Genomic DNA, 20395 nt, shown 5'->3' with positions numbered 1-20395 from the left:
TTGTTTTAATTGACCTGTATGTGATTTGACGCTTCAATCTGGCTTGAAAGCTTTCTGAACGATAAATACATGGCGATTCGCCAAGGAACGATCATCCCGAAAGCCAGAATCCAAAACATTCCGCTCAGTGCGCCGTAATCGATCGTTGTGCTTAATATGCTCTTCATCACGATCCGGATGACGAGCAGCGCAATTAAAATAAACACAAACGATTTGGAGCGTTTAATATAGATTTTATCATCGCGGATTTCAAATTTTGAGGTTTTAATTAAGAAAATAGAAAAGATCATGCCCACGGTGAGAGCTTCCAAAAATTCAGCACCGGTAACGTGGAACATCGGAAATAAAAACATGAGAGCACCGGTGCTCATAAAAATCGGAGGCAGTATAATTTTTTTGGCCGTAGCCGGTTTTTCAGATGACTTGATTCTGACAGCCATGACAATGACGGCCATCACGACGGCAAGTATAGATGAAACGACGATCATCATACATATCATCCCTTTTTCTAAAGCTAATTTCTCTACTTGTTACTATACTCCAAAACGAAGAAAAATACCATGTTCAGGTTTATCAGCTGCAAGGATTTCCGAGCACGTGCCGAATCGCTTCGACGACTTTCGTTTCCTCGAAAGGCTTGACGATAAAGTCCTTGGCCCCGGCCTCGATCGCCTCAACGACGATTCGCTTTTGCCGCATGGCCGTACACATGATCACTTTCACTTTCGGGTTCAGCTGGATCATGTCCTTTAAAGCTTCAATCCCGTTTTTCACAGGCATTGTAATATCCATGATAACCAAGTCCGGCTGAAGCTTTTGATAAAGCAAAACAGCTTCTTCCCCATTCTCGGCTTCACCCGCGACTTGCAAGTCTTCTGTTTCAAGTATTTCTCTAATTTTATCTCTCATAAATTTTGCATCATCAACAATTAAAACCCTTGTCATACTCCCCTCCAACATCATTATTCAATTTTGCTGTGAATAAGTCCTATTGTAACAAAAAAACTAGGCGGTTCTTAGCCAAGTTTCTAAAAGCCTCTAAAATCGCCGAACAGGCCTGACAATACGATAATGATTTTCGTCATCCAGTCAAAGAACAGCAGGATTCCGACTACAATCATCGCAACTCCGCCGATCTTCATGATAATGAGCTGATGCTTCCGAAGCCATTTCATCTTTGTAATGAAAAAAGACAGGAGCAGAAACGGCAGGCTGAATCCGAGTGCATAAAGCACCATATACGGCACAGCCGACATCGGGTTCGTTCCGGCGAGTGCGATGACCGCTGCAAGAATCGGACCGGTACAGGGCGTCCAGCCGGCGGCAAATGCCATTCCGATTCCGACAGAACCGAGCAGACCGCCGGGCCTGTTTTTAAAATGAAGGCGCCTTTCTTTCATTAAAAATTCGGGCTTAAAAATCCCCAGTGTGACAAAACCGAAAAAGATGATAAAAACCGCGCCAAGCTGCCTGATGAGCTGATGATAATCCTTAAAAAAGGACCCGACAAGCGATGTGCTGTAGCCGAGAGCCACAAAGATCATCGAAAAGCCGATGAGGAAAAAGACGGTATGTATCAGGCTCCTCTTTTGAAACTTAAGTTTGTCAGAATGGATGTCACTCATGCTGACACCGGTAATATATGATAAAAAAGCGGGATAAAGCGGCAGGCAGCATGGCGAAATAAACGATAGAAACCCTGCACCGAAAGCGAGAATATAATTGATATCAGCCATCTCTTTCTCCCTTCTATTTTATGGAATACCATGAAAGAAAATCATTTGATATGACAATTACATTTCAATTTCCTAACATATCACAAAAAAGGATGTTGATTTCACGAAATTCTTTATATAATCAATTTTGACAATTTACCCTTATCACCTTCAGAATTGAAAAGGAACCTATATATGGATATAATAGCATTTAGTAGGCAACAAAAAGATGATTTTTACAGAAGAAAGGATAAATTCCTGTGATGAAAGAAAATCTGCTTCATGAAATTGAGGAAAAAAGAAAAGAGCTGCTAAAAATCGTCATGACAAACGGCATGACTTCACATATCACCATTCAGCACAGCCAGCAGCTGGATATCCTTCTCTTGGAATACCAAAAACTATCTCTCGGAAATACACAATAATCATAGATCAAAATAAAAAACCCGGAAGCGGGTTTTTTATTTTATAACCATGTTCCTTCTATGTCATAATCGCATTCGTATTATTTCGTTTGATTTTCCATGGCTTTCATCATTTGATTAATTTTCTTCTGGGATGGTTTCATACCCATCTGCATCATCATCATGCGCAGCATTTGTTCATTAATTGGCGGATTTTTTTTCAAATAGTTCATCATATATTTACGAGCAATAAAAAATCCGAGTGCAACACCTGCGAGCAATGCTAAAACGCCCACTAGGATGACAACCCACAAATCCATTTAATTTCCTCCTTCATGTTGTCTCGTATAAAGTGTACTAAACCAAACGCTATTATACAACATTTACAGTCCAAATTCTTTCTTTTATACAAAATTTCTTTCTTTCACAGGGTTCAGCCAGCCGTAACGTTTCATATTAAAATCCATGGCAAGGAAACACGGGCTTACTTTCCGCAAAACTTCAAAGAAAACCGTTTCGGCATCGAATGGACCCTTCGCCAAAATCTCAATATGACGGTCTTTGATAATAAAAGAAGCGCTTCCTTTTGGAACAATCAATCTGTATACATAGTCAACCTGTGTATAGTCTTCCCGGCAGAGGTTCATTTTCATTCTTTTGTGTATATGGGCAGCGGGAATCGGCTTTGTAATAAACTCGATCTGTTTCGCGGCTAATTGAGACTTTTGATCGGGGCTCGTCCAATGATAATCGTAAAAAAGCTTGAACATGACAGACTCTCTTCCAAAATAATGGCCGGCAAATTCCTCTTCTATCAAATACGTATAATAATGACGTTCCGTCACTGTCTCATCCCCCTGTTTCGAAGAATATATGCTTTCTATTATACAAAAGGGGGTTAGAGATAATTGTCTGATGATGATAAAAGAAGCGACTAATTTTGTCGAAACGAAAAAAAGAGAATGATCCGCAGATCATTCTCTTTCATATGCCCGATTAGCGATTTAACAGTTTTTTCACCCGGTCAACTACATTCGCAGGCGTAAAACCGTATTCTTTCATGATCGTTTCGCCAGGAGCTGATGCACCGAACTGGTCGATTCCGAGAATGTCCCCGTCAGTGCCGGTATATCTCTCCCATCCGAGCGGCGATCCCATTTCAATTGCGAGACGCTTTGTCACATCAGTTGGAAGAACAGCGTTTTTATATTCAGCCGGCTGCTTGTCAAAACGATCCCAAGACGGAACGCTGACAACGGATACGTCAATGCCTTCTTTTTGCAGCTCGCTTTGTGCATCAAGCGCAAGGCCGACTTCAGATCCGCTCGCAAGCAAGATCGCTTCCGGTTTTTCGTTTTGGCTTTTCGACACGACATATGCACCCTTTTTAACGCCTTCATAAGCCGTTTCAGCAGACTGATCGATTGTCGGCAAGTTTTGGCGAGTCAATACAAGCGCAGTCGGCTGATCTTTTGATTGAAGCGCCAGCTTCCAGGCTGCTGCTGTTTCATTTCCGTCGGCAGGTCTAATGACGGACAAGTTCGGCAGCGCACGAAGTGATGCCAGCTGTTCAATCGGCTCATGAGTCGGTCCGTCTTCTCCGACGGCAATGCTGTCATGTGTAAACACATATGTGACAGGAAGCCCCATTAATGCAGCAAGACGGATCGCAGGTCTCAGGTAATCAGAGAAAACGAAGAACGTTCCGCCGAATACGCGGAGGCCTCCATGGAGAGCCATTCCGTTCAAAGCTGCTCCCATCGCAAATTCCCGTACACCGAACCAGATATTTCTGCCGGCGTAATCCTTCGCTGAAACATCTCCGCCATTTTTGATTGTCGTCTTGTTAGAACCGGCCAAGTCCGCGGATCCGCCAAAGAAAAACGGCACTTGTTGAGCGATTCCGTTTAACACTTCACCTGAAGATGCACGTGAAGCAAGGCTGCTTCCTTTCTCATATGCAGGTACTTTCTGATCCCATCCTTCTGGAAGCTCACCTTTCATCGCCAGTTCAAGCTCTTCGGCAAGTTCCGGATGGGCTTTCTTGTATGCGGCGAACAGTTCGTTCCATTCCGCCTCTTTTTTCTTGCCCGCTTCCTTCACTGTTTCGTTAAAGTGTTCGTACACTTCGGAAGGAACATAAAAATCTTCTTCGTATGTCCACTCATACGCTTCCTTCGTTAATTTCGCCTCTTCTAAGCCGAGCGGAGCGCCGTGAACGCCGGATGTCCCCGCACGGTTTGGAGAACCGAAACCGATCGTTGTTTTCACTTCAATTAATGTCGGCTGCTTGTCATTTTGTTTCGCTTTCTCGACGGCGGCCGTAATTTCGGCAATGTTGTTGCCGTCTTCAACATAAAGCACTTCCCAATTCATCGCTTCAAAGCGCTGCTTCACATTTTCAGAGAATGAGCGGTTTAATTCACCGTCAAGCGAAATGTCATTTGAATCATAAAGGACGATGAGACGGCCGAGGTTCAAATGTCCCGCAAGCGAAGCCGCTTCCGATGAAATTCCCTCCATCAAGTCTCCGTCACCGCAAATGCTGTATGTATAATGATCAACAACGCGATAGTCGTCACGGTTGTAAGTTTCCGCAAGGTGACGTTCAGCAAGCGCCATTCCGACAGCCATTCCGATTCCTTGGCCAAGCGGACCTGTAGTCGCATCTACACCCGGAGTATGTCCGAATTCCGGATGCCCGGGAGTTTTGCTTCCCCATTGGCGGAAATTCTTGAGGTCTTCAATTGAAACGTCATATCCGCTTAAGTGAAGCATGCTGTACAGAAGCATTGATCCGTGACCGGCAGACAGCACAAAACGGTCCCTGTTAAACCAATTCGGATTTTCAGGGCTGACATTCATCATTTTTGTCCAAAGCGCATAAGCCATCGGAGCAGTCCCCATCGGCATGCCCGGGTGACCGGATTTAGCTTTTTCAATCGCGTCTATGGAGAGTGTTCGTATTGTTGCGACAGATTTTAATTCAATCGTTTTCATTATGATCCCCTTCCTGTATGGACTCTACTTTCTTATCATAAATCTACCCATCGGTTTTCACAACTATTTCAGCTCAAAAGCTGAGTGAAAAATGACGAATCTTTGCCTTCATTTTAAATTGTAGTATATACAAAAAGGGAATACGATATCGACGTATTCCCTAAAATTAATGCAATCGGCGGTTTCTTTTTTCCTGTTTGAGCTTTTCAGGAGTCACATCATTACCTTCAGGGTCAACAATCGTCACAGTTTTCAACGTGTTTTTCATAGACGCGCGGACGCCTTGAAGGTATTCCTGGCGAAGCTTCTGCTGTTCAGCTTTTTCTTCGTCTGTTAAAGATCCGCTCTTTGCTTTTTTGGCAAGCTCGTTAATTCTGGCTATTTTTTCTTTAGAAATCATAAAATACTCCTTTGATTCGGTATATATCCATCATACTACTAAATCCGCTTTCGTTTGACAACAGATTAGTCTGCAAGGCCGTCCTTATACTCCTGGTAGCGGCGGTGAACGGTTGCTTTTGAAATGCTGTATCCGAACCCTCTCAACACGGCTGCAATCTCCGCAAACGTCAGCTTGTTCTCCCTGAGTCTGACGATTTCTGAAAGAGGTGCTTCGATTCGCTCTCTCCCGCCGCCTTCATTGCGGTGTTTCAGGTTCCTCTCCGGGCGGTAGCCGTTTTCGACCGCCTTCTTCATTCCCCGTTTAATCTTCAAGTTATGTATTTTCCGCTGGTATTCCTCAACAATGCCGACAATCTCCAAAACCATCGAGTCCGCTTCGGAAAGCTCAAGCTTTCCGCGGTGAGCCAGCGTGTAGATTTGAACGCCTTCTTTATATAAACAGTGAAGAAGGGCAATTTTGGCATTCCCTCTGCCAAGCCGCGTATCATCCTGTATTAAAACCGCGTCAATATCTGATGTTTTGATTTCCTCGAGCAGATCGAAGACGCCGTCGCGGTCCATTTCATATCCGCTCGCCTGCTCGGAAATGACGTTCACGACGTTCATCCCGTGTTCGGCGGCAAGCGACTGAAGCTCTTCTTCCTGCCGCTTTAATGAGGTTTCCTGCTGCTCCTTCGCAGTGCTTACCCTGGTGTAAATAATCGCATTCATGGAAATCCCCTCAATCTTTTATTCTACAACTGCAAGCTGATATTGATCGGAGTGCTGTTTGGCTAACGGCAGGATCAAGACATCGCCTGGCTTAATGACAGAGGTCGGCAGATTGTTTTTATCGGCGACCCACTCAATGAATTTTTGTTTGTCTGCGGGTTTTCCGCCTTTGATCCGGTCGGCCAGCTCCCACAATGTATCGCCATCTTGCACTTCTATTTTAACATATTGCTTTCTTTCTTCGATTTTACCGGCAAAAGACACAAACAGAATACAGCAGCTGATCACAGCAGTAAACAGACTGACAAAAATCAATGATTCACTTTTCATATCCATCACCCCAGAATGTTTGTTCGGTTTTATGATTTCAGTATACATACGAACAAATGTTTCTGTCAATTGTTTTTTTCGAACCTATGTTTGTACTCAAAGGAAAAACATGCTATAATCTAGCTAAAATCGACGTTTTGAGGTGCAAAAAATGACGAAGCTATCAAAAAGACAACTTGATATTTTGCGTTTCATTAAAGAAGAAGTGAAGCGCAAAGGCTATCCGCCTTCCGTCAGGGAGATCGGAGAAGCGGTCGGTCTGGCGTCAAGTTCGACGGTACACGGCCACTTGGCAAGGCTTGAAACGAAGGGATTGATCAGAAGGGATCCGACGAAGCCGAGAGCGATCGAAATTCTCGATACAGAGGAAGAAATTCACATTCCGAAAAACCAGGTTGTCAATGTTCCGGTCATCGGAAAGGTGACGGCCGGTACACCGATTACCGCAGTCGAAAACATTGAGGAATACTTTCCGCTTCCCGACCGCCTGGTGCCGCCGGATGAGCACGTCTTCATGCTGGAGATCATGGGAGAAAGCATGATCGATGCCGGAATTCTTGATCAAGATTATGTGATCGTCAAGCAGCAGAACACCGCAAACAACGGAGATATCGTCGTTGCGATGACCGAAGACGACGAAGCGACTGTTAAGCGGTTTTACAAAGAAGAAACCCATATCCGCCTTCAGCCGGAAAACCCGACGATGGAGCCGATCATCCTTCAGAATGTGACGATTCTCGGAAAAGTCATCGGCGTTTTCCGCACCGTTCATTAAAAATCGGACTCATCAGCAAAACCGCCGGCCGGCGGTTTTTTTTCACGAAAAAACAGGCTCACATCCATTTGGCAATGAAGGATGCGAACCTGAAACAGAGGGATTGATAATATGCTTACATTACCATTATCCCCCATAAAGGTTTTTACGTCAACAAAAAATGTTTCCCTAAGGAAATATTTTTGTTGTTTGCCTGTTATTGAACGATAAACAAAATTCTGGTCCCGTCGGCGTAACCGCTCAGCCTGTTCCCGACCCAGGAGCCGGCTCCGCGGTTATCCGATGAGCTTACATATCTGACCGACGCTCCTTTGCCACCTTCTTCACACATGGCCATCGGCCATTCATCACGGTCAAAGCCCGGCTTAGTCGGAATCCCCTTCAATGATTCCTGGCGGCGCTTATCCGCTCCCGATCTTTCAATCGTGCAGACATCTGAATGCCCCGCTTTGATTGCATCGTTTATATGAGCGCCGGTTTCTGGATAGCGCGATGCCGGAAAATACAATATGTCATCATACCTTGCAGCACCTTCGGCTTGCTGAGGAGAATATGCGGCGCCTCCCGAAAGCCCAAGCAGTACCAATGCGGAAAACAGCAGATGAACCGCCCATTTTTTGATCATGACAAAAACAACCTCCCCTTGTATATGCTGGTTTCATTAACAGATTAAGAGAGAATTGTTTTTGCTTTTCGGGCTCTTTGTGAAAAAGACGTTTAGATTGTGTAAATGAACGTTTAGACGAAAATCTCTCCGGTGTTTGCATTTCTGCTCCGCCATAACCTTGAAAAAGCTCGATTTCGAGCTTTTTTAAACTGCACGTACTTTTGCATCCGCTCTAAACGTCAACACGGCTGCCGTCAGTATACATGCGGCAGCCGGATACGCAACGTATTTTCAGAAAATGATTCATTCCCCCAACAAAAAAACAGGCGGCAAATCCGCCTGTTCATACGGCAACTTCAAATGTCAGCTTGTCGCCGTGCTTATAGTCAATTAATTTAAAATCATCGATTGTAAAGTCATAAAAGTTTTTGATGTCCGGGTTGATCCACAGCTTAGGCGCTTCATACTGCTCGCGTTTCATCTGAATGTTTAAATTGTCGATGTGACGGGTATAGATGTGGCAGTCACCGATATTGAAGATGTATTCGCCCAGCTCATAACCGAGGACCTGAGCGATCATGCGCTGCAAGACATTATATTGGAACACGTTGAACGGGTTGCCGAGCGCCATGTCATTGCTTCTCGCTCTTACTTCCAAAGAAAGCTTTCCTTCCTTCACATACCATTGCGTTTCATAGACGCAGGGCGTCAAGGCCATGCCGTCCAAGTCATCGGGATTCCACAGCATGGTCAAATGCCTGCGTGAAGACGGGTTATGCTGCAACTGATGGAGTAAATAGTCCACTTGATCGACTTTCTGACCGTTAACCGCTCTATTTTTCTTCCCTAATTGATAGCCGTACGCTGCTCCGATTGTGCCGTCTTCAAGCCGCCATTGATCCCAAATATGAACCCCCATATCGTTCAGAACTTGAACATCATTGGATTTCAGCTGCCAAATCCAAAGCAGCTCTTTAATGGCCGTTTTCCACGCCACCTTCTTCGTCGTCAAAATCGGCACTTCTGAATTGTCAAACCGCATTTTTTCGCTCATGATGCTCAGCGTATGAGCCGGCGTTCCGTCTGAATCCCACTTCGTCCGAACCTGATATTCTTCATCGGAGATCCCTGATTCAATAATTTTTTGAATGATTGCATTGTATTGCTGGTCATAATGGCTCATCTAATCCTCTCCTCTTTCCACATGATATGTATAAAATGAGTTTTTTTCAAGGTTTAAGATCATGTGCGGGTTTGATAAATCTCCAATGCTTTCTTAAGCACATTTTTATCGTATCCTGAGACATCATGGATTTTCTCAGTCCAGCCTTCAATTGTGTCCGGCTTCGCTTCTCTGTATAATCCTTTGCTCGTGCTAAGATATATGTCCCAGCCGCTGAATTCCCAATGCGCGATTTCATATTGAAACGGAATTCTGCATTCCAGTAAAGGCGCAGGCTTCAATGCCGCTTGCGAGTATTCAGCCGCCTCCAAGAAAACGGACATGTCAACAGGGTCTGTTGAGTAGACTTGAGTTGACACCTTTCCGTTCGGCCGATGGTAAAGGACCTCAACTCCGCCGGCTGTCGGCATGACTTGAACTTGTGCAGCCGGGAAAAAGCCGTCCAGCTTTTCATTGGTATAATCTTCACATTCGCAGTCGATCAGAATCGGCTGCAGCCATTGGTCTCCCAGATCACACAAAAAGCGCCGCCCTCTCTCATCAAGAGCGATGACTGCGGCATGGGCGCGTTCTGTTTTGAACAAACGGCCGATCGGAAAAGCTTCCACTCCTTCTTTTGTAAACTCATCCAGCAGCCAAATCGAAAGGTCAAAGCAATTGCCGGCAATGCCGTACTCTTGATAGTGTTCCTTCATCTTCGATACATTCCGCTGTTTCTTATTCCCAGCCTGATGATAAAACCATGCCTTTGTCAGCGTTTCCATCGGAAAAGCATCGAATTTTCTCCACGTACGGAGAATGGCGTCCGGAGCAAACATCATCTTCCCCCCTGTCCAGAAGCGATTGTTAACACCATTATATACGGGTGCCCGAGATGAAAAAAATCCCTTGGCAAGGGATTTTTTCGTTTTATTTTCCTTTCTCATCGGTCGGAATCTGGATCAGGGAATTCGATCCGGTCGCTTTAGGCATTTTTCCGTCCCATTTTTGAATCCATTGATACTTGATCATTTCATCTGACATCGACTTTTTAATAATTTCGTTGTACTCGGCAATACCTTGGGCTTCGATCTTTTTCTTTTTCGCTTCCGCTTCGGCGATCTTCAGCTCTGTCTGCGTTCTTTCCAGTTCCTGCGAAGACTTCACCCGCGCGTCAATCGCTTCCTGGGTCGCTTTATCAGGCTTTGGCACACCGAGTGTTAAATCGTCAATGACAAAGCCGAGTCCCTTCATATCATCTGCAAATGTTTTTTGGATTTCTGCAGCAGCATCAGATGATTTTTGACCGTATGTATCAATGACGGAGTATTTGGAAATCGACTTTCTTGCAGCGTCCCACAGCCTTGTTTTCAAGTAGCTGTTTTCGATTGATTCAATATCCACCGCTCCGAATTTATTAAACAATTCTACAACTTTATCAGGCTGAACGACATAGTTGTAGGCGATGTCCATTGAGATGTTTTTGCCGTCAGAAGTAGCCACTTGAATATCCTGATTGTTTACCGTTTGCATCCGCACCGGATATCTTGTGACTTTGTCAAACAGCCCCACTAAATGCCAGCCTTGATCCAGCGTTTCTGATTTCACCCCGCCATTCGGGGAATAAACGACGCCGACATATCCGTTCGGAATTTTCTCGATGAACAGGGAAGCCGTGAATCCTCCAATAATTAAAGCGGCAGCGACAATGATTCCGCCGAGCAGCGTTTTGTTTTTATTTTTCTTTGGTTGTTTTTCATTCATCTTTGTCATCCTCCAGCGTTTTCTTTATTTTGCTCGCCCCGCTTCCGACTTTTTTAAAAAGCGGGCTTAACATAAGCCATACGCCAAACCCTATAATGGATAGCAATATGATCGAACCAATCATGACCTTCACTTTTGTTTCACCCCTTTTGCATTTGTTGATTGATCGTATGACTAAATAAAATGATTTCACTTATGTTTACGTTCATATGAACTTAAAGTTTCATTTTTTTAAAATTTAATAGAAAAAAATTTTAACATCGCGAAATCAGCAGTTATTCCTCCTACATGGCATCGTTATAGGATATGTCGGATATCTTACTCTTTATGCCGCGTATATCATGGCGCGTTCGCACAAATAAGAGAAGCGGCATGCTGCCTTTATTCAGCGGAACCAACTATAAGCTGAGCACATACTAAAAAAAGAGCCAATCATTTGGCTCTTTTAAATTTCAATTATTCTTGATTGCCCTTTTTAACCCATTCAGCTACTGTCACTGTGCGTTTTGCTTGATGTTTCACTGCAGCTTCTACGTCTTCAATCATCTTCCCGTTTTGATCGACTGTAACACTCGTTCCATATGGATTTCCGCCAGCCCCAAATAGGACAGGATCAGTGTATCCAGGAGAAGCAATAATAGCTCCCCAGTGCATCATAGAAGTATATAAGGACAAGATCGTTGCTTCTTGACCACCATGTGGATTTTGAGCGGAGGACATTGCACTTACAACCTTATTAACTGTCTTGCCATTTGCCCAAAGTCCACCTTGTGTATCAAGAAACTGTTTCATTTGGGATGCCATATTACCAAAACGTGTTGGTGTACTGAATATAATAGCATCTGCCCACTCTATATCTTCTGAGGTTACAACTGGAATGTCTTTTGTTGCATCAACAGTTGATTTCCACACTTCATTTCCCTCAATGACTGATTGCGGAGCCAATTCTTGTACTTTTAATACTTTGACCTCAGCACCTGCTTCTTTTGCTCCTTCTGCAGCCCATTTGGCTAATTGATAGTTTGTTCCGCCCATACTATAAAAAACTACAGCTAATTTTACATTTGACATATGATCCATCTCCTTTGATTTTCTAAATAATTTGTCTAAAAACCCCATATTTTCACACCCGCTTTTTTGTTTTCTTTTTGGTAAACCTTTTAAGGACCACCCCCTTGAAAGTGTTTCGCTGCCATTATTATTCCTTACTAGAATAAACTTAAAACATTTCAATTTAATAAATCTCAATTTCGAGATATTATAGGTGATTTATTACTTCGGTCTTTTCCTGGTGAAGATTTCACCAATCTTTGCGTAATCATGTCCGGCCAAGCGACTGATGGCACCGAGGCCTCTTGGATCGATTTTTCCATTTTCATAAATACCGCTTTTGATATGATATTGAACGACTCTGCCTATTATCAAATCGCAGCCGGGGGAATATTTATCTCCCAACTCTAATGAATATTCGAGAACACATTCCATACGCACTTTTGCCTCTTTAACGCCCGGTACCGAGACTTTCACACTTTCAACAGGGGTTAACTCCGCTAACTGAACTTCACTTTGATTTGGAGGTAAGCTTGCGGCCGTTGTATTTATTTTTTCAACATTTTGTTCATCAACGATATGAACCACAAATTCTTTGCTGTTCAAAATATTTCTTGCTGTATCCTTTTGGCTCCCTTCAGAACGTTGAATAGACAGGGAGATCATCGGAGGATTGGAAGATACAATATTAAAATAACTGAAAGGAGCTCCGTTTAAGACGCCCTCCTCTGATACACTTGTAACAAACGCAACAGGTCTCGGTATAATACTCCCGATTAAAAACTTGTAGTTCTCTCTTTCTGTTTTTGTATGCGGATCAATGGACAGCATTGAATCACTTCCTTACAAAATTAATCCAGCGCCTTCACTGTTATAGGAATTAACCTTCTTTCTAACTGCTCTCTGTAGTGTTCATACTGAGCTGGCAGCATTAACTGTTCTCCCATTGTTTGATGTGATTCATCATGGGCGAATCCTGGAGGATCTGTGGCTATTTCAAATAAGATCTCCCCGTGCTCTCTAAAATAAATCGCGTTAAAATAATTTCTGTCTTGCACAGGTGTAACACGATAACCATTTTCCGCAACATATTTTTGCCATTCTAATTGATCATTGTCATCAATAGCTCTCCAGGCAATATGATGAACTGTACCAGTCCCCATTTGTCCGCTGCCTATAGTTGTTAATTTCAAATCAATCATATTTCCTATGTCACCAGAAGAACGAAAACGTACAAAATCTCCTTCTTCCCCAACTTTTTCAAGCCCCATGACCTTCTCTAATAATTCAGCCGTTTTTTCCGGTTGTTTAGATAAAAGTGTGGCTCCGCCAAATCCTTTGATTGCATTATCCGGTGTTATTTCTCCTATCTTCCAGTTGTTCTTTTCCCCTTCTTCTCTTTCGACAATTTCCAGATGAAGTCCATGCGGATCATCGAATTCCAAGTATTCCTCTCCAAAACGGTTCATTTTTGTATAAGGCACATTGAATTTTGCTAATCTGTTTTCCCAAAATGCCATTGCACCTTTAGGAACGATGTAAGAAGTAACTCCCACCTGACCATCTCCGATTACTCCTCGACGGGCACCTACCCATGGAAAGAATGTAATAATCGTTCCCGGTTTTCCGCCTTCATTGCCGAAATACAGGTGGTATGTTCCCGGATCATCAAAATTAACGGTTTTTTTCACTAAACGTAAACCTAGAACGCCAGCGTAAAAATCCACATTCTCTTGAGGATGGCCGACAATCGCTGTAATGTGATGGATTCCGCTTGTTTTCTTTTTCATTTTATTTCACTCCTCTTTCAAGAAACTTAGCTTTATTATGAGATATAGGTTACAAATTCATTTACAGGTTTTCTAAATCCCCGTGGTTTTCTGCTTTCTATTTTTTCTTTCCCGAGGGTGATCATCATGACAACCTCATATTGTTCACTTATATTCAATACCTCTTTCACCTTTAGAGGATCAAAGCCAATCATGGGACAAGTATCCCAACCTTTTTCTTTAGCAGCCATCATCAAGAGCATAGAAGATAATGAACCGTTCCTGATGGCTTCATCCCTTTGAAATTCTTCTCCTCTGGATTGATAGAAAGAAACAGTATCATGAACCATATCATCGAATTCTTGTTTATTGAGGACTCTGAGCAGTTTTAAACCTTCGTAGATGTCTTTTGCTTGATGAAAGGCCCTTTTGTCACCCAAAACGATGATGACTGCCGACGAGCTTAGGATCTTGTATTGGCCATTAGCTGCTTTATGTAACATGTTCTTCTTTTCTTTATCTAATACGGTAATATAGTTTGTATGCTGCAAATTAAAAGCAGAGGGGGCCAATTTAACGATCTCAAATATCTCATTTAGCTCCTGTTCGGAAATAGAATACCCGGGAAGAAAATTACCTGCTGATCGTCTTTCTTTTACTAATTCTAAAAATTCGGTCATCACCACTAACCTCACAATCGATAATTATTATGAATTCATATATTTCGAATTCGAGATATTATCATAAAAAAATTTACATGCTTTGGGCATGGAAGCCCAGTTTTTTTAATTTTTCAATTAGAACCTCTTTTTCTTTTATGTCTAACCCGCCGAAAATGCCTTTCATAGCTGTTTTATGTTTTGGAAATAGATTGTTCATCAGCGCAGTTCCTTCATTCGTTAAGACAGCGTATGTTATACGGCGATCTTTAGGACAAGGCCTTCTCACTATTAAATTTTTCTTCTCCAGCTTATCTACAACATAGGTAATACTGCTGCTTGCGATTAATACCTTTTCGCCTATCTTTTGTATCGGCTGATCACCTTTACTATAGATTAATTCTAAAACAGCAAACTCAGTTGGGTTTAATCCTAAACATTTAATGTCTTCTTCCACGCGCTTTTTAATCGATTGTAATGCTCGAGACAAGACAATAAATGCCTTTAAAGACAACTCCTCTTCGTATCTCTCCATATCCTGACTGCCCATGGTATTCATCCTTTTTGATTATCTCGAATTCGAGATAATTGTATAATAACGATTTGCTTGTGTCAACTATGTTAAACAGATGCATTTGATTTGCTTTGTTTTGCGGCGTACCGAAGTGCAAAAAACCGCCGACTCAAGGTCGGCAGCGCCGGCTGTTTCAAAAGTTTATCATGTATTTAATAGCTTATCTTTTATCTGGAGATGCAGCTTCGGATTCAGCAAGAAAATAATGGACTGAAGCTGTTCCTGTTTATTAATCGACGGATCCGCGTGGTGTTGATGGTTGTAGCCGTTAAATATCGCAATCAGCGTAGACGCCATCACCTTCGGATTGAGCTGTTTCTGAACGATGCCTTCTTCCTGCAGCTGCTCGATCATTTCGACAAAAAACTCCCTCCACTGCTCATACAGAAGGGCTACTTTTCTTTGAATCTCAGGATATCTATGACTATTTGCCATAAATTCCAAAAATAAAGCTGTCGAATGCTCTTTATTTGATGTTTGAATCAAGTGTTCAATCCCTGCGAGCAATCCCCTCAGCGTCTTTTTTCGAAAACAATTCATGCTGGTTTGAAAGCGATCTTCCATCTGCTCATTCATAATATGGAGAAACAGCATCTCCTTTGACTTAAAATACAAATAAAACGTAGCTTTAGAAAAACCGGCTTCTTTCATAATTTCATCTACAGAGGTTGCCGAATATCCATTTTGGGCGAACAGATGATATCCGGCTTCTACGATCTTTTGAACCGTATTCTGTTTCTTCTTTTTCATTAAGCTGTCCTGTCCTCTCTACTTCTCTAATTAAGTTAAACCGCCTATGTATTTAGATACACTGGGAACGTCAAGGACTCGTTATGTTAAAGAAAATTGGAAAAAGACGCTTAAAATCTTTTGCTCAAACATACACTTGCAGCCTAAGCGGACGTTCTTTCATCAAGCATAGCAGTGACATATAAACACCGCCAAGTGACATAAGCCCGGTAAGTCAACAAGGCCAATCGCCCTAACAGGCCGGTATGTTTCTTCCCTTGCAAAATTCCCAACATTCATTCTAGCATTTACTGCTAAAAACTTCATATATATTGCAATTTATTTAATTGGATTTTTCTGTTTTTTAAAAGCCTCAATGAAATACCCGGGGTCAACGTTCACTTCATAAGCAAATACCCCCTGGTTCGTATGGAGGTAAAGCAAACCGGCCTCGGAAAAAGGTCTGTATGAAACGTCATAGACGTGCTCCAAACGATACTGGCAGCTTGCTGTTAAAATTTTATCGTTGTACAAGTACATTTGATTCTGCTTTTTTGTATAAGTTTGCCGGTTAAAATCAATCGTCCGTTCTGTTTTGTAATAGCTGACAGCAGCAATGGCCTGACGGCACCCGTCATTCATTTGAAACCTCCCTTTGCTGTTCGTCGATTAATTTGGACATGACATATTCATCAACATATTGCCCTTTTACTTTCAAAGCATGCTTTTTAGTGCCTTCAATGATAAAGCCCGTTTTTTTGTATAAACGAACGGCAGCTGTATGATGAGTCATAACAGTCAGTTCAAGTCTGTGAAGCTTTTCTTCACAGGCCCATTTTTCCAATGCCTGAAAAAGCTTTACTCCAATACCTTGTCCGATATACGCTTGGCGTATGCCGATCACCACATGGGCGCGGTGGCGAGCTCTCTGAACCTGCCCCCTAGCTGCTGCAACATACCCGATTAAGCTTCCGTCGTCAGCCGCACAAACAAAAACTTCGCACATTCCGGATTCGATCTGTTTGATTTGCCGTTGTGCTTGAAGCTTTCGTTCACCTGGTTCAAACAGCATGAATTCAGATTCTTCATCGATCGTTTCACAAAGTTTCAGATAGCTTTCTGCATCTGAAGCTTTTATTTTTCTGACTTGCACGAAAAGGCCCTCCAAACAGTCTTTAGGTTATCTATATATTCTGAATTATAACCGCATGAAAAAGGCTGTGCAAACCTAGCAGGTACCAAATCGATTCGCAGCTTCATCAAAAAAATAGCAAAACCGCCGGCATTACTTTTCAAGCAGCCTCGGTTTTGCAGGGTCGCACGCAGGTTTTTGCGTATTTGTCGATTCGGCGATTTTCATTAAATAATAGCATTCTTCCCTCATCATATGGTCTGCCATCAGTGCAGAGAACGTACCGAGCATCTGATCTGTAAGCTCCAACTCCTCCACTTCTTTCAAAAAGGTACGGAACAGTTCGATCTCAAGCTTCACGTCTTTGTTCATCCTTCTGAGAGCGGGAAAAGATTCAACATTCGCTCTGAGATACCCCGTCAATTCAACGGATTTAATGTAGAACTGTTCAAAGTGTTTGACAAACTCCCTGCTCTTTTCTTTCAAACGTTTTTCAACCGCATCCAAGTCATCGGCAATTGCACCAGCATGTCCGGCGGCATCCATCAGCCACAGCATATGGTGGTGCAGCTCGTGGAAAACAGGCGGCACTTCCCGCTTTTTCAAGTATTTGAGCACAAGCAAATATTCCTCAAGTTCATTTACCATATGGTTGATAAAAGTCGGAGAAAGGTGAATTTTAATATCGCCTGTCAGGTGCCTTTTAATGATGGAGAGTTTAAATTTCCTGAACTGAAGGGCATATTCTTCAGCTTCAAGCGTTAATGAATACAAATCAGGCGAAGCATTCACTTTTTTCAGCAAAACATCAAACGCCTGCTTGAACTGCTTCGCCTTTTGAATATCTTCTTTTTCCCTTTCGGCCAAAGAGTCCAAAATAAAACGCGCATGATCACCTAAAACCTGAAGCCAAAATTTATGTTCAAAAACGGCTGTCTCCTTATAAGTTTTCAAGCTTGCGCCTCCCTTTAAATACCATTCTTCAATATGGCTATTCGCTGCAAGCCCGAAATATGATCATACGAATTGAACCTGATCAATAAAGATTCGGAGGCAGTACGTCATCCCGGGGATGTTGGATGACTGATGGCGGCGTATCATGAATATATGGAGGCGCAGGTCTTAACACCGGTTTTTTCGCAAGGGGCTGAGGATGTTCAACATACTGAAAAACGCCTTCCCCATCCATGCTCGGTCCCTTCGCCCATCTGCCTGCAGCGCTCTCGTTGCCTCTTGAAAAATTAAATAATACATGGGAGACTTCCCTTTTTTCCAGATTGCGCGGAAACGTGCTTGGGACGACGACATTTTCTTTCGCTTCCAGTTCTTTAATGGCTGCAAGCCACTGGTTTTGATGCATCGTATCCCTTGCAATCAGCCAGGACAGCATATCTTTAACACCGCGGTCCGTCGTCTCTTCATAAAGGCGGACGGCCTGCAGGCGTCCCTGCGATTCCGCGTTTAAATTTGCCCGAAAGTCAGCAAGTAAATTTCCGCTTGCAATAATATAATCGGCGGTCCAGCGGTTTCCCACACTGTCGGCCGGCATCGCTCCTAATCCTGATACGATGGCATGCTGCGGATTCATCCCTCCGAGAATGGCACCGATCACAGGATCTTTTGCCGCTTTTTCTAGATCGCCGACCGGCGCACCGTCCAAAAGCCTTGCAATCATCGTCGCCAGCATCTCGATATGGGCGAGCTCTTCAGCTCCAGTATCCATCAGCAGATCTTTGTACTTGCCGTTTCCTCTGACACTCCAGCCTTGAAAAAGATATTGCAGAGCTACTGATATTTCCCCGAACTGTCCTCCCAGTATTTCCTGTAGCTTTTTCGCAAATAATGGATCGGGTTTTTCAGGCTTTGCATGATACTGCAGTTCTTTAATATGAAAAAACATAAGATCGCTCCTCTCCTGAGCTACCTTATGAACGATTAGAACAATAGGTGTTTGTCTATCCCTTTTAAATGAGTTTCTATGAACCGCTAAGAAGGTCTTCAATCCACATATCAACTTGCCGCTCAGACATTCCTCCGACATACATCCGCTCTGGTCTTCCTTCCCGATTAATGAATATACTTGTAGGCAAATAATAAATTTCCCAAGAACGGTAAACTTCAGCCGCTTGATCCAAAGCGACCGGAAAAGTTAAGCCGTGGCGGTCGACAAAGCTCTTTACCGCACCTTTCGATTCACGCACATTGACAGCGATGATTTCAAAACCGTCTCCTTTAAAACAGTCATAAGCTTTTTGCATGACCGGCATCTCCTCTTTGCACGGTGTACAAAAAGTCCCCCAAAAGTTGACAAGTACCGCCTTTCCCCGTAATTTTTTCAGTTCGATGTCACCGCCCTCTAAAGTCGATAATTTAAAATGTAATGCCTGCTGATGAAGGGCGGCGCCTGCCTGTTCATTCCGGTCTCCGGCAACATGCTGATAAAGAGCATAACCAGCCGCAGAACATAGGAGCAAGAGGATGACGCCTCTCAATAAAAGCAGCGTTTGTTTTTTCATTTTTTTCTCCCGATATGTAACGTTTTTTAGCCCTGATATGAAAAAAGGACTCTGGAAAAGTCCTCTCCTGAGCTTTCTTTATGATGAGTAGCCCGGCATTTGATGCTCAAAGCCGTAAAAACCTGTAATTCCAACATCTCCGCAGCCCGTCACTTTTGTGACATCCAAGAAATGATTTCGGTTCGGCGTCCCGCTCACTTTATCCGCAGCACTTAAATGAAGATGATTTCCCGTAAACTCTTTCTCGCTTAAAGTGATCGCATGTCCTGTTAAAGTGATTCTCTGCAGCTTGATGTTGAGTGTACAGCCTTCTGCATTAAAAATCGTAAACTTATAATATAGCCATGTCGGGTAGTAATTTACATTGGTGCTGTCCGCCATAAAAAATCCCACATGTTCTTCAGTCATTGTCATGGTCATCTTTTTTTCATCTTTTATAACCGCAGCTTCAGCAGGCTGAATATGAAAACCGAAGGCCGTCATAATTGAAAACACCATCAAACATAAGATTTTTTTCATTGGCGCACCTCCCTTTTTCCATATTATAAACTTTATTGAATAAAAAGGATATCGAAATTTAATTTGCGTGAGTGTGCTAAAACGATCCCTTACAAAAGTGTAATGTTGATGTCACGTTATTCGATTTTTTTATCAGACTATGAATCTTATCATCTTAGACAGAATCATAAATGAGGTGAAAAAGTGAAAAAGCATATCGCATGGATCAGCCTGATGATCATATTTGCCGCATTATTAAGCGGATGCAACTTAAACCGTGTGGGGACAGACGAATATTATGTTCACATTACCGGAAACGGGAAGGAAGACACGTCGAAGTTTGACGACGGCGAGGAATACTCCGTCTTCAAATATGAACTGACTGGTTTTGATGAAGACGGTCAAGAAAAAACAATGGAATTCACAGCTGATAAAAACCTTCGCATAGGCGCGTTTTTGCGGCTTTTCTATTCTGAAAATAAAGGTGTGAAGTCATGGGAAGAGGTTGAAAAAGACGATATTCCCGACAAAGCCAAAGCGCAATTAGGTGTGAAAAATTAAAAAAGCATGCAGGGAGATGGCGCCGCCATCTCTTTTG

Annotated in this window: 29 protein-coding genes; 3 read left to right on the top strand and 26 right to left on the bottom strand. The window is 42.9% G+C overall.

All coding sequences use genetic code 11. The features are described 5' to 3' along the window. Positions 1-5: 5 nt before the first annotated feature. The 3 genes from MKX80_RS10105 to MKX80_RS10095 form a co-directional block, all read right to left on the bottom strand. The gene (locus tag MKX80_RS10105) at positions 6-500 is read right to left on the bottom strand and encodes a cytochrome c biogenesis protein CcdC (RefSeq protein WP_094777448.1); all 495 of its coding nucleotides are present in this window, start codon (positions 498-500) and stop codon (positions 6-8) included. A 73-nt stretch (positions 501-573) separates the two neighbouring features. Beyond that, positions 574-945 carry a response regulator gene (locus MKX80_RS10100; RefSeq protein WP_154995139.1) on the bottom strand — a complete coding sequence of 124 codons (372 nt, stop codon included), beginning with the start codon at positions 943-945 and terminating at the stop codon, positions 574-576. Between the two features lie 83 nt (positions 946-1028). Beyond that, on the bottom strand, positions 1029-1736 hold the full coding sequence (locus tag MKX80_RS10095) for a cytochrome c biogenesis protein CcdA (protein ID WP_154995141.1): 708 nt from the start codon (positions 1734-1736) through the stop codon (positions 1029-1031). A 242-nt stretch (positions 1737-1978) separates the two neighbouring features. Between MKX80_RS10095 and MKX80_RS10090 the strand changes: the two genes are divergently transcribed. Next, the gene (locus tag MKX80_RS10090; protein WP_202604361.1) at positions 1979-2140 is read left to right on the top strand and encodes an aspartyl-phosphate phosphatase Spo0E family protein; all 162 of its coding nucleotides are present in this window, start codon (positions 1979-1981) and stop codon (positions 2138-2140) included. Positions 2141-2220: 80 nt separating this feature from the next. Here MKX80_RS10090 and MKX80_RS10085 read toward each other — a convergent pair whose 3' ends face one another. The 6 genes from MKX80_RS10085 to yneA form a co-directional block, all read right to left on the bottom strand. Further along, on the bottom strand, positions 2221-2439 hold the full coding sequence (locus tag MKX80_RS10085; protein WP_003182236.1) for a YneF family protein: 219 nt from the start codon (positions 2437-2439) through the stop codon (positions 2221-2223). An 84-nt stretch (positions 2440-2523) separates the two neighbouring features. Continuing rightward, positions 2524-2964, bottom strand: a complete 441-nt coding sequence (gene sirA / locus MKX80_RS10080) for a sporulation inhibitor of replication protein SirA (RefSeq protein WP_154995143.1) — start codon at positions 2962-2964, stop codon at positions 2524-2526. 151 nt (positions 2965-3115) lie between these two features. After that, a complete protein-coding gene (tkt, locus tag MKX80_RS10075) occupies positions 3116-5119 on the bottom strand; it encodes a transketolase (protein ID WP_154995145.1) in 2004 nt (667 codons plus the stop codon). Between the two features lie 166 nt (positions 5120-5285). Next, positions 5286-5519, bottom strand: a complete 234-nt coding sequence (locus tag MKX80_RS10070) for a DUF896 domain-containing protein (RefSeq protein ID WP_003182231.1) — start codon at positions 5517-5519, stop codon at positions 5286-5288. A 65-nt stretch (positions 5520-5584) separates the two neighbouring features. Beyond that, positions 5585-6232: a recombinase family protein gene (locus tag MKX80_RS10065; RefSeq protein ID WP_043926443.1), complete on the bottom strand. Its 648-nt coding sequence runs from the start codon at positions 6230-6232 to the stop codon at positions 5585-5587. Positions 6233-6250: 18 nt separating this feature from the next. Next, positions 6251-6562 (bottom strand): cell division suppressor protein YneA, encoded by a 312-nt coding sequence (gene yneA, locus MKX80_RS10060; RefSeq protein ID WP_154995147.1) that lies wholly within the window; start codon positions 6560-6562, stop codon positions 6251-6253. Between the two features lie 151 nt (positions 6563-6713). On the opposite strand from yneA, the gene lexA reads away from it, so the two are divergent. Then, positions 6714-7337: a transcriptional repressor LexA gene (gene lexA / locus MKX80_RS10055; RefSeq protein WP_154995148.1), complete on the top strand. Its 624-nt coding sequence runs from the start codon at positions 6714-6716 to the stop codon at positions 7335-7337. A 196-nt stretch (positions 7338-7533) separates the two neighbouring features. On the opposite strand, the gene MKX80_RS10050 is transcribed toward lexA, so the two are convergent. From MKX80_RS10050 to MKX80_RS09970, 17 genes are all read right to left on the bottom strand, one after another. Then, positions 7534-7962, bottom strand: a complete 429-nt coding sequence (locus MKX80_RS10050) for a NucA/NucB deoxyribonuclease domain-containing protein (protein ID WP_254115400.1) — start codon at positions 7960-7962, stop codon at positions 7534-7536. A 325-nt stretch (positions 7963-8287) separates the two neighbouring features. Next, complete coding sequence (locus tag MKX80_RS10045; protein WP_154995152.1) at positions 8288-9127, bottom strand: thymidylate synthase; 840 nt, start codon at positions 9125-9127, stop codon at positions 8288-8290. A 59-nt stretch (positions 9128-9186) separates the two neighbouring features. After that, positions 9187-9948: a hypothetical protein gene (locus tag MKX80_RS10040; protein WP_268343204.1), complete on the bottom strand. Its 762-nt coding sequence runs from the start codon at positions 9946-9948 to the stop codon at positions 9187-9189. 88 nt (positions 9949-10036) lie between these two features. Next, complete coding sequence (locus tag MKX80_RS10035) at positions 10037-10870, bottom strand: prohibitin family protein (protein WP_003182213.1); 834 nt, start codon at positions 10868-10870, stop codon at positions 10037-10039. Beyond that, positions 10863-11003: a hypothetical protein gene (locus MKX80_RS10030; protein ID WP_023857597.1), complete on the bottom strand. Its 141-nt coding sequence runs from the start codon at positions 11001-11003 to the stop codon at positions 10863-10865. Before MKX80_RS10030 ends, MKX80_RS10035 begins: the two co-directional genes overlap by 8 nt. 323 nt (positions 11004-11326) lie before the next feature. Then, positions 11327-11941 carry an NAD(P)H:quinone oxidoreductase gene (wrbA, locus tag MKX80_RS10025; protein WP_043926462.1) on the bottom strand — a complete coding sequence of 205 codons (615 nt, stop codon included), beginning with the start codon at positions 11939-11941 and terminating at the stop codon, positions 11327-11329. A gap of 201 nt (positions 11942-12142) precedes the next feature. After that, positions 12143-12751 (bottom strand): flavin reductase family protein, encoded by a 609-nt coding sequence (locus MKX80_RS10020; RefSeq protein ID WP_182070618.1) that lies wholly within the window; start codon positions 12749-12751, stop codon positions 12143-12145. A 20-nt stretch (positions 12752-12771) separates the two neighbouring features. Continuing rightward, complete coding sequence (locus MKX80_RS10015) at positions 12772-13710, bottom strand: ring-cleaving dioxygenase (protein ID WP_182070619.1); 939 nt, start codon at positions 13708-13710, stop codon at positions 12772-12774. Positions 13711-13745: 35 nt separating this feature from the next. Beyond that, positions 13746-14369: a nitroreductase family protein gene (locus MKX80_RS10010; protein WP_268324010.1), complete on the bottom strand. Its 624-nt coding sequence runs from the start codon at positions 14367-14369 to the stop codon at positions 13746-13748. A 73-nt stretch (positions 14370-14442) separates the two neighbouring features. Then, a complete protein-coding gene (locus tag MKX80_RS10005) occupies positions 14443-14898 on the bottom strand; it encodes a MarR family transcriptional regulator (protein WP_154995163.1) in 456 nt (151 codons plus the stop codon). A gap of 168 nt (positions 14899-15066) precedes the next feature. Continuing rightward, complete coding sequence (locus MKX80_RS10000; protein WP_154995165.1) at positions 15067-15672, bottom strand: TetR/AcrR family transcriptional regulator; 606 nt, start codon at positions 15670-15672, stop codon at positions 15067-15069. A gap of 318 nt (positions 15673-15990) precedes the next feature. After that, positions 15991-16293, bottom strand: coding sequence for a hypothetical protein (locus tag MKX80_RS09995; RefSeq protein WP_268343203.1), 303 nt, complete (start codon positions 16291-16293; stop codon positions 15991-15993). Beyond that, positions 16286-16804: a GNAT family protein gene (locus MKX80_RS09990; RefSeq protein WP_154995167.1), complete on the bottom strand. Its 519-nt coding sequence runs from the start codon at positions 16802-16804 to the stop codon at positions 16286-16288. The genes MKX80_RS09995 and MKX80_RS09990 overlap by 8 nt, the downstream gene beginning before the upstream one ends. Positions 16805-16936: 132 nt before the next feature. Beyond that, positions 16937-17737 (bottom strand): DUF2935 domain-containing protein, encoded by an 801-nt coding sequence (locus MKX80_RS09985; RefSeq protein WP_268310468.1) that lies wholly within the window; start codon positions 17735-17737, stop codon positions 16937-16939. 82 nt (positions 17738-17819) lie between these two features. Further along, complete coding sequence (locus tag MKX80_RS09980) at positions 17820-18683, bottom strand: manganese catalase family protein (protein ID WP_154995168.1); 864 nt, start codon at positions 18681-18683, stop codon at positions 17820-17822. Positions 18684-18759: 76 nt separating this feature from the next. After that, positions 18760-19299: a thiol-disulfide oxidoreductase ResA gene (gene resA / locus MKX80_RS09975; RefSeq protein ID WP_268343202.1), complete on the bottom strand. Its 540-nt coding sequence runs from the start codon at positions 19297-19299 to the stop codon at positions 18760-18762. A gap of 78 nt (positions 19300-19377) precedes the next feature. After that, complete coding sequence (locus MKX80_RS09970; RefSeq protein WP_154995171.1) at positions 19378-19818, bottom strand: hypothetical protein; 441 nt, start codon at positions 19816-19818, stop codon at positions 19378-19380. Positions 19819-20001: 183 nt separating this feature from the next. Between MKX80_RS09970 and MKX80_RS09965 the strand changes: the two genes are divergently transcribed. Continuing rightward, positions 20002-20358, top strand: a complete 357-nt coding sequence (locus tag MKX80_RS09965) for a YxeA family protein (RefSeq protein ID WP_268310469.1) — start codon at positions 20002-20004, stop codon at positions 20356-20358. Positions 20359-20395: the final 37 nt, after the last annotated feature.

Source organism: Bacillus sp. FSL K6-0972 (genome assembly GCF_037976035.1).
Taxonomy (GTDB): Bacteria; Bacillota; Bacilli; order Bacillales; family Bacillaceae; genus Bacillus; species Bacillus haynesii.
Note: the sequence above shows the minus strand (reverse complement) of the source record. Positions and strands in the feature narration are given on the sequence as shown.